This window comes from Trichothermofontia sp. (genome assembly GCF_053493415.1).
Window position 1 is genome coordinate 1 of the sequence record NZ_JBRCAD010000168.1, and the last position, 9087, is coordinate 9087.

At 50.7% G+C, this 9087-nt stretch carries 11 protein-coding genes; 3 read left to right on the plus strand and 8 right to left on the minus strand.

The genetic code is table 11. The features are described from left to right. Positions 1-118 precede the first annotated feature (118 nt). Positions 119-652 (minus strand): type III-B CRISPR module-associated Cmr3 family protein, encoded by a 534-nt coding sequence (locus ACWIUF_RS14405; RefSeq protein ID WP_448573155.1) that lies wholly within the window; start codon positions 650-652, stop codon positions 119-121. Beyond that, a complete protein-coding gene (locus ACWIUF_RS14410) occupies positions 652-3738 on the minus strand; it encodes a type III-B CRISPR-associated protein Cas10/Cmr2 (protein WP_448573156.1) in 3087 nt (1028 codons plus the stop codon). The genes ACWIUF_RS14405 and ACWIUF_RS14410 overlap by 1 nt, the downstream gene beginning before the upstream one ends. A gap of 185 nt (positions 3739-3923) precedes the next feature. Between ACWIUF_RS14410 and ACWIUF_RS14415 the strand changes: the two genes are divergently transcribed. Continuing rightward, on the plus strand, positions 3924-5096 hold the full coding sequence (locus ACWIUF_RS14415) for a helix-turn-helix transcriptional regulator (RefSeq protein WP_448573157.1): 1173 nt from the start codon (positions 3924-3926) through the stop codon (positions 5094-5096). A 118-nt stretch (positions 5097-5214) separates the two neighbouring features. Here the strand turns inward: ACWIUF_RS14415 and ACWIUF_RS14420 are convergent, their stop codons facing one another. Further along, positions 5215-5511 (minus strand): hypothetical protein, encoded by a 297-nt coding sequence (locus ACWIUF_RS14420; protein ID WP_448573159.1) that lies wholly within the window; start codon positions 5509-5511, stop codon positions 5215-5217. Between the two features lie 160 nt (positions 5512-5671). On the opposite strand from ACWIUF_RS14420, the gene ACWIUF_RS14425 reads away from it, so the two are divergent. Beyond that, positions 5672-6025, plus strand: coding sequence for a hypothetical protein (locus ACWIUF_RS14425; RefSeq protein ID WP_448573160.1), 354 nt, complete (start codon positions 5672-5674; stop codon positions 6023-6025). Between the two features lie 73 nt (positions 6026-6098). Here the strand turns inward: ACWIUF_RS14425 and ACWIUF_RS14430 are convergent, their stop codons facing one another. Further along, a complete protein-coding gene (locus ACWIUF_RS14430) occupies positions 6099-6278 on the minus strand; it encodes a hypothetical protein (protein WP_448573162.1) in 180 nt (59 codons plus the stop codon). A gap of 55 nt (positions 6279-6333) precedes the next feature. After that, positions 6334-7095 (minus strand): hypothetical protein, encoded by a 762-nt coding sequence (locus ACWIUF_RS14435; RefSeq protein WP_448573163.1) that lies wholly within the window; start codon positions 7093-7095, stop codon positions 6334-6336. Positions 7096-7348: 253 nt separating this feature from the next. On the opposite strand from ACWIUF_RS14435, the gene ACWIUF_RS14440 reads away from it, so the two are divergent. After that, a complete protein-coding gene (locus ACWIUF_RS14440) occupies positions 7349-7570 on the plus strand; it encodes a DUF4278 domain-containing protein (protein ID WP_448573164.1) in 222 nt (73 codons plus the stop codon). Positions 7571-7752: 182 nt separating this feature from the next. Here ACWIUF_RS14440 and ACWIUF_RS14445 read toward each other — a convergent pair whose 3' ends face one another. The 3 genes from ACWIUF_RS14445 to ACWIUF_RS14455 all read right to left on the minus strand — a co-directional run. After that, on the minus strand, positions 7753-8223 hold the full coding sequence (locus ACWIUF_RS14445) for a cupin domain-containing protein (protein ID WP_448573165.1): 471 nt from the start codon (positions 8221-8223) through the stop codon (positions 7753-7755). Positions 8224-8360: 137 nt separating this feature from the next. Continuing rightward, on the minus strand, positions 8361-8702 hold the full coding sequence (locus tag ACWIUF_RS14450) for a formylglycine-generating enzyme family protein (RefSeq protein WP_448573166.1): 342 nt from the start codon (positions 8700-8702) through the stop codon (positions 8361-8363). Continuing rightward, positions 8650-9087, minus strand: a 438-nt coding sequence (locus ACWIUF_RS14455) for a formylglycine-generating enzyme family protein (protein WP_448573168.1), incomplete at its 5' end; no start/stop codon positions are given. The genes ACWIUF_RS14450 and ACWIUF_RS14455, both read right to left, overlap by 53 nt.

Consider the following 9087-nt stretch of genomic DNA (forward strand, 5'->3'; position numbering starts at 1 on the left):
ACAAAGCTGCTTCAAGATCAATTTGACAAGCTTCGGGAATGAGGCTATCATAGAACATCATTTTTTATTTGTTAGAGGACAGAATACTGCATTCTGTCCCTTTTTTCCATCGCTTAACCTAACTTTCAACACTTCTGGTTCCAACTTCCAGCGCATTGTGCGATCGCGTTTCTATACTCCAGGGTTTTTCAATGCCCTCTTGCCAAGACTCTGGGGCGATCTTGCCATGTTTTACATAATCATGGATAACAGCGTAGGGGAGATAATCGACGGACTGCGTTTCCTCATCGTCCATTTCTTGATTTCTTGTGGAAAACGGTTTGACGAGCGGACAAGGTTTTGTGTTGTCATACATCATTTGTGCTTGGAGAGGATGGTTGTTATCCCAAGCTAGGGGCACCAAAGGCGTAACCCCAACATGGTTAAATGGGCGCGGAAAATAGAGGGTTTGGTGATGACAGAGGAATGGGCCTGTCAGGTTGAACGTTAATCGTTCCTCAGAAGTTATGCTTAGGAGTCCACGTAAGGCTCCCGCGATCGCATGTCCGTTCGGTGGAAACGTACTTCCAGCCCAAGCCCGTTCCCCTGGTGTAAAGGGCTTGGCATCTCGAAACATCAACACATCTAAGGGGGTGATGGTATACCAATACATCAGTTCTCACCTCCAATTTTGATGTCTCGTTTCCGCAGCACAAAAGCAGCAAGTTTTAGCCAGGTTTGAATTTGGCGATCGCGATCATCTTCCTGTGTAGTCAAACACACAGCCTTGAGATATTCAACTAAGGCTTCTTGGAAATCTTGTTTGGCCTTCTCCTTCTCTTCACCTTTGAATACTTCCCGACGATCACAAAATGCCTTTGTCCAGGGAATAATCGCGGCAAACGGATCAGATGAACTATCCAGAAACGGTACAGGATGTTGTCTCCAGATTTCTGCCGCTTGTTCAAACAAAGCTGGGTCAAAATCAACCTGTGAATGGGTTTTCTGAAAGTTCAGCAGTGTTTGCCACTGGTTAAACACATCGAACTTGCTGGTAGCTTTCAAAATGTTGCCATTGCCATACAACACCCGCACTTGCACGGCATCTTTCTTGTGCTTTTTACCGTCCTTAAAACAAACATGCTCTTTGGCTTCATCTTCGACAGCCCAGAGATTCTCTAGGGCGATCGCCAACGGCACTGAATGATGGGCAATCACAATCCCAAAACTAATGGAAGCCTTACTCCCCATTGTGAATAGTGGACGTGGTGAGACATTTTCCGGTGGTTTCCCAGTTTTCCAACGCCAATAATCCCCTCTGTCATCAAATTCTTCATGTGGATCTTTACTGCCCTTAAAACACTCGCGCACATCCCAGAGCCAGCTATCCCACTCCCACAGATTGGTGTAGGCCAACACATCATCGCCACCACCGTAGATCAGCCGTCCAGCATAACGCTGTTCGGTCAGGTAGGGCACCAGTTGATTGGAGAAGTCCAGTAACGCACGAGACAGGGCTGCATGAGTCGCAGGCCCCATGCGTTTTTTCTGAGTTAAAAACTTGGCAAAAGTCTCTGCCACCCCCTCTGCTTCTTGGCGAGATTGCGCCACCTTTTGTTTTAAGCTGTCCGGGACATAGTCGTCATAAGACATGAGCAAACTACCCTTTAACCACTCGCTCATGCTGTCGCCATCCCCCGCTGCCAGCACATACCAATCGGTGGGATTATTCCCGGGTGCGAACCAGGTGGAAATCTGCTCCTTTAGGCGTTGCAGTTCACTATTGCGTGCCTTGATTTGGTCGTCGTGGGATGGATTGCCTGTTGGTTCATAGTCATCAATCAGCCAGCCCGCATTCAGCAAGCGAGGATTGGGCCAATCCTCATGGTGTTTTCTCACCCAGGGAATACCCCAGGGCAAGTTAGCGGGGGGATCATTACCTTGGGTTGTCCAGGGAAAGGAACGGCTTAGGTCATCACAGGCATCCAGGAAATAATCAATTCTCTCCTGTGCCTTCTGATCTCCCTGCTTTGCCTTTGCCTCTTGTTGGCGCAACCACCCTGCCACCCCAGAGGTTAAGTCCGGGGAATAGGAGGCTTCTCGCCATTGTTCAGGGAAATGGGGCAGTAATACTTTGAGAATGCGGTGTAAGCCCCGCTTCACGACCTCTGTAGCATTCAATTCTTCAATGCCGTCAAAGAGTCCGGCATGGTTGTCCCAGAGATTGGCGGTATGGCCTTCCGTCAGCCAATCTTGCTGGCCGGCGTGGTTATCAGGGTGAACCACGGGGCCAATGCCAGAGATGGTCGATCGCGGCCCAAAGGCAGTAGGTAGTTGCCAAGTGCGGGTATTTTTCACTGAACTGAGGGCAAAGCGGGTTTGGTCAAACACATAGGGCCACCAGGAGCCAATATTTACCCCTGGTTTCTTAGGGGCAAAGGTTCCCCTCAGAAAATCTAGTTCTTCTTTCAGAAACAGTCGTTTTTCTTCTGTTAGGTTGTAGGCAGTATTTTGCGCGTCTACCCAGGGATCGCGATCGCACTCCTGATTGCGCAAAATCCCCGTATCTTTCAGATCTTCCCCTTCTTTACCGATCGCTACTGCCGCCCAGTAGGTTTGCCAGTGGGCATCTAGCCAACCATTCCAGGCAGAGTCCGTTTCCCGTAAATCGGGCATCCAATTATGCAGTAGGTTCAGCACTTCCCGACCCAAGCGTCGCCATTCGGCCTTCAGGGATTGCTTGGCGGTTTGCATCGCCCCTGCCACCTTAGCCTTCGGCAAAATCATCACCAGCACGTTGGGAAAACCAGCGGTCAGGAGTTGCTGGCCCGTTGGGCGATCGATGAGATCTTGAAACTCTGGCCACTCCTCCCGCAGCCAATAGTCAATGAGGGGTTGCTGAAACAAACTGGGATATAAAAAGCTATCAGGGCCATAGATTTGGGCTAAGTCCCAACAGACCTTGGCTGAGAGGTAGTGCAAAATCCAGGAACCGGCCCAAAAATCCCGCATTTTGCGGCTGGCTTTGATCAGTTCTTGTACGGGGGTAAAGCTAAAGGTTGCCAGATAGGCACGGGATAATGGCTTATCTTTTGACCAGCGTTCCGTAATATCTTCTGCTGTTAAGTCATAGCCTGCTAAGGCACCACAGAGGGCCGCCGTCATGCTGGTATGGCTCCAGATCGATCCATCGGGAATGCGGGTTTCAGCAGGCATCAGCAACAGGGAGGGATCGTCAAAGGCTTGGCAAGCCGCTTCCGGTAGGCATCGCCAGAGCCACCAAAATACTTTCTTGGGGTCTGTTTCGCGCTTTAGCCAATCGGGAAATAGTTGCTGCTCTTTGTCCCTAATGGCTTGGGCACGATCAGCGCTGGATATAAGCGATTGATGATTATGATCAGGCAGTTTCCAGCTTGAAATTTTGGCACCAGATAGTAAGTGGCTAATTTCTAGTCCTTTGTCGCCGTAGTCTACAGAACTATTGAGGCTACCAATGGCGGAGCGATCGCTAGCCGACGTAATCAAATCGGAGTCTGCAATCCACTTAAAGATGGTTTTTCCACTTTTTTTAGGGGATATTTTACTCTGGTTAGTTGGGTCTTCTTGCTGATCGGTTCTCAGGGCGTTTAGCCAGGAAGCCATAATCTCTAATTCCTGCCAGGCACCTTCCCCACCCCGCCCAGAATTGTCATGCAGTGCCTTCAATGCCGGATCATGCAGTAATCCCCAGATCTTGGCTTGCCAGAATGCTTGAGACATGGGCACTTTCCCCCGTTGTGTCATCGCCTAGCATCACCATAACGTAAGCCTTATCGAAAAATCTATTAAAAGAATCTATTAACTTGCTATCCTAAAATGGAACCTTAACTCTTATTTACAGGCAAACATGTAGATATATTTTCAAGCGTATCGATATTTTCTTTTTCTTGACAATTTTAGACAAAATGCCTAAGAAGATTACGCCGCACCTGTACAGCGATCGCGCCGCCTTTGAACGCCTGCTCTTGCTCATTGCTACTTTCCTACACTATCCCGGCATTGGCTGTCCCGACCCTGATGCCCCCCACCGCGACGGTCACCACCAGGCATTAGCAGCAGTCCAGCAAGGGTTGTTAGCCACCGCCCGACGGTATGAAGTGGAACTGGTGGGCTATGCCCTGCCCACGATTCGCAAGGATTTAGAAACCTTACGGCGCTATGGCATCCTCGATCGCCACATGTATCGTTGGGGCTATTACCTGGGAACCGGTGCCCTCAAACGCGAAGAACTGGCCGTCGCCCTTGATGCCCTGGCTTCCCTCGCCAAACACCAGGGTGATCCCCAAGTCCGCCGCATGTATACCGCGATCGCCCAACGCCTGCGGGGCCTAGACCTCCAGCTTCAGGGCGAACTGTTGTATCCCGTGCGCCGCTACCTCAACCATACAATTACCGATAGTGATCCGGATGAAATGATGGCCCAGGGCAAACACCAGGACGTTCTCTTTCAGGCGCTGCCCATCCTAGAGCAGGCCATTAGTCTCGGCCAACCCGTGGAACTTTCCCGGCGACGCGACCCCTATCACCAGGTTGATCTGGGCATGGTGCAGGTTTGGCCGCTGCAACTGCTGTATCACGATATTGCCTGGTATCTGGTTTACGAAGACTACTCCCGTGCCTACTTTGCAATTAACCGCATGGATCGCTTCAGTAGCCACTGTCGGCTGTTGTCTGCAACCGGGCGGGGCGCGCGTGCCCAACAGGCCAGTTTGCAATCGGTTGATAAGCTTCTTCAAAACGGTTGGGGCCTCTACCTAGGTGAACCGGAAGCCCAAGCAGCAGAACTAGCCGGAGAATTGCCCCTGACAGAATTCAAAGTGCGCTTCTACCCACCCGTAGCTACCTTCATCCTCGAAGGCGATCGTCGCCACCCCCGGCAACGACTCCGGCGCGGCCCCAAGGATCAGCAAGGCCAAGTCAGCTATGTGGATTACAGCGTGCCGTTGCCCGATCGCTCCTTTAACGAATTCAGCCGCTGGGTGAATCGCTTTTTGGGGCATGTCCAAGTCTTGTCACCTCCCAATTTAGTAACGGTCCATCGCCAAGCGATCGCCGCACAAATGGCGTTATACAAATAAGTGAGAATATTGACATCCTCCCCGCCGTGAACGGGCGGGGATTTCCTATCTAGAAAGTCAGTCAGTCGTTTTGTCGAGACTATTGCCTCTGCTGGCGCTAACAACGTTTACAGCATACCTAAAGGTAGACGATGACGCGATTGGGGAACCGATCTTCCCCCACTTTAGTGCCATCAACGAAAATGTTGGCATGGCCTTCACTGTCGTGATGAATCCGAGCAACCCCATTACTATCAGTCCTGACCGCATCGGTCATGCCCCTATTGAATAGGGCCGTAAAACCGAGGGTGACACGAGCGCCACTTTTGCGGTTTTGGTTCTTGTAGACGATCACTTCGCTAATGTGCTTTTTCATCGTAGCGGTTAACTGTGAGGATAGGTGAGTGAGCGCGATCGCTAGGGTTAGCGATTGCATGGCAACCCATCGTTAAACTCAGCTTCAGCGGCTATGCCTAACGATGTATCTCTCCCAATTGTAGGATATTGACTGACCAACTCTGATAGTCTTGATTTTTCAAGCCAGGGCTAATGTCAGAGATGGTGCGACAATGAGAATCAGCGTTTAGCCTCTACCCATGCCCGATCGCATCAGTGATTTCGCTCACCGGGCGAATACGGAGGCCGTCACGCGGCTGGAGCTGCACAATCACGGGGAGTGCGGCGGCATCGTCACTGAGGGGGAGGGGGAGGGGCGCGATACTAAGGACATCGGGAAAACATTTAAGGTATCGGTCATGCAAGCGTCAGTCTTCTCCCTCCAATCGCTCGAACAACTGGTGAACAAGATCTTCACGACCCGTCGCATCAGCCGCATGGATCAAGAGTTGCTGATGGCGCTACTGAATAAGGATGTGATTGAGCCACAGGAGCATGACCTAGTGAATCGCGTGTTTCAGGGCTTGCAGCAGGGACGGTTGTGGGTGGCGTAGAGGCGATGGTGCCCCAGCGGGTGGATGGCCTCCTCCAATTACTAGGGCAGTGTTGGTATCTCGCCGATCGCCATTAATCGCCATTATTTGTCTGAGTCAGTCGTTCTTGGGCTTCCTGGGTTCGTCCTTGCATTGCCAGAATAACCGCCAATTGATAGGCGGGTTCAATACGGTCTGAATGGGGTTGAATTTCCGTTGCCACTTCTGTCAGGAGTTTTTCCCGTGCGGCTTGTCCCTCCAGAAGGAGCTTCATTAAAATTGTTCGGATTGGCCAGGGCTGGCAGCAATTCTAGGCAAATGGAGCTTTGTCAGGAGGGGTCTACCGCCAGGTTTAAGAAGTCGCACAGGCGGTTACGAAGGCGTTCTTTATCCTGATAGCCCGAACTGAGATAGGGCATGAGATGCACGGTTTCCCCCGATCGCAAATCTAGGTTGACCCGATAAGTGGTGTTTTTGCGAGAACGTTCAATCCAGACCCGCCGAATGTCCCTTAGCGGATAGTGGCGCTGGTGTTGCCCAAAGAGACCCCGACGTTGAAGCGTGCATTCACCCGTTTGTTTGTTAAGGTCCAAGGTGACGATTTTGCCCAGCAGCAGCATCAACATCCCAGGTCCAGAAAATGCTACGAGGAACAACAAAGCCAACCAGCGGTAATCTCCGGTTACTTCCAGGGTCGGTTGGCTGGGGTTTTGCAGGAAGTCATTGATCTGACGTGCCTGGGCGGAGTGATTGCTGATGTTACTAAACGTTGTCACCAGGGGAATACCGCCTGAATCCGTCCGCAACAGCACCCGGTAGGTTCTTTTCCCTTTACGACGGCGGCTACTCTGGATTTCAGCTTGTTGTAGGCTCTGGAGGGGTAGGGTGATGCTGCGTTGGGTCAATAATTTTTGGTTGATTAAGGTGCAGGCAGGGGGCGTTAGGCTGCGATCACACTGGAAGGTAACGGTTTCCCCGATTAAGGTAAAAACCATCGCCCCAACAATCGTAAACACACTACCCAGGAACCATAACAGCCAGGGACGTTCCTGTAAAATCAGGCGATCGGATGTTTGTTGTATAACTCGCATCTCCAACTTTTGGCCTAGGCCCAAGATTGATAGAACGACTGTATTATAGCTGTGCAAAAGTGTGCCTGGGGGGAAGAGTCAGGCCAAATTGACGCGCGTCACAGCTTGCAGCCAGCCGTATCACTCCTGGGGGAATGACCGCTCACGATTTTGCGGAGGAATTGTCACGCTTGTGATTCTCCCCTATCACTGTGGCAATCAGGAGATTCCGCGAAGATAGGAACATCGAAGGTTTACTTCTGAGGTGTTTCCCATGTTTTACCAATATCGTGGTGTTGCTTACGCAGTCCCGACCAACACCCTCCCGACGGTAACGACAAAAGTGATCGGTAAGTATCGCGGTGTTGAAGTGGCCACGTCCGTGGTGATCGATGTGCCCCGGCAACCCTTAATCCACACCTTGACCTATCGGGGTGTACGCTATGGAGCCGTTCAGGTAGTGACACCAGTGGCGTTGACCCCAGCGTTGACCTAGATACGGTAGTAGGCTGCTGGCTCCGGTAATCTTCAAATAGCGAATGGCTCCTCATCATTGATGGGGAGTTTTTTCAGGTTTAATCGTACTGCTAATTTTGTATAGTGATGACGATCTTTGATTTGTTGCACGGCAATGTGCATGGCTTTGGATTGGCTGAGCTTGCAACCGTCGCGGCAAGCTTATGGCGATGAGGAGCCGTAAGCAGTGCCATCTTTATGGGTGAACTGCCAGCCCTCAGGCCCCAAAGTTGCAACTAGGTCATCATCGGGGTAGGTGACGGCATCATTGGGGGTACGATCGCCCACTTCGAGATAGGTGGCAACGGCATCCGAACGATTGAGCAGATGATGTCCATTCGCCTCACCCGCCGGAAAACCTGCTGCCATACCCGCCGTTAAAGTCTGCTCACCCGCATCGGTGATCAGGGTAACGGTACCCGACAGGATATAGATAAATTCATCTTGACGGCTGTGCCAGTGACGAAGGGCCGACTGACTGCCTGGGGCCAGATGCACAAGATTGACACCAAAGTGCTGCAACCCAGCCACATCCCCTAAGCGTTGTTTAGTGCGACCAGCAACTCGCGATTGGAAGGCAGCGGGATAGCTCGACCCAGTTTGTTGCGGTACGGTTGTCGGATCAATGATCATCGGGTTCACCCTTAACTTCCCTACCAGGGTAGGCGAAAGCGATCGCCCCTGGCCGCAACCAAAAACTTCTGAGGAATGCTTAGGAGAAGAATCCGGATCATGAGAAAAAAATATCCAGCGCATCAAAGGCTAGGAAGCTAGGAGTCTCTAGGGATAGAACAAGCTACACGGAAGCCAAACTGACCTGTTTCCCAACTAAAACGTTTTTTGGCGTAGTTAGGATCTGGCCTGTAACGAAACGCAGACCGGCAAGATATTGAATTTGTTTGCCACGAACCACCGCGTAGCAAATGTTCCTTAGAGTCTCCAGTTACCCATGAGCTTCCATCTACCGGTGCACCATAATAATTAGGATGCCGAACATCTTCACACCACTCCAAAACATTACCATGCATATCGTAGAGGCCAAAAGCATTTGGTGGAAAACTACCTACAGTTGCGGGAGACGGATAGTATGAGTTCCAATTTATATCTCGCAAGATCCGGCGTTAGAGTTTCACCGTAGTGAAACGGTGTCGTTGTTCCGGCACGACAAGCATATTCCCATTCGGCCTCGCTAGGCAAACGATATTGCCGCCCAGTGTGTTTGGATAATTTTTGACAAAATATTTTAGCATCATCCCAACTCACATTTATAACAGGCTTCTGGGATGACACAAAAGCAGAATTTTCTTCGTCTATCTTAATAAAATGCATTATTAACTTCAAAATTTTGGCGTGTCTCCCAGAAGTGTTGAAAGTTAGGTTAAGCGATGGAAAAAAGGGACAGAATGCAGTATTCTGTCCTCTAACAAATAAAAAATGATGTTCTATGATAGCCTCATTCCCGAAGCTTGTCAAATTGATCTTGAAGCAGCTTTGTCC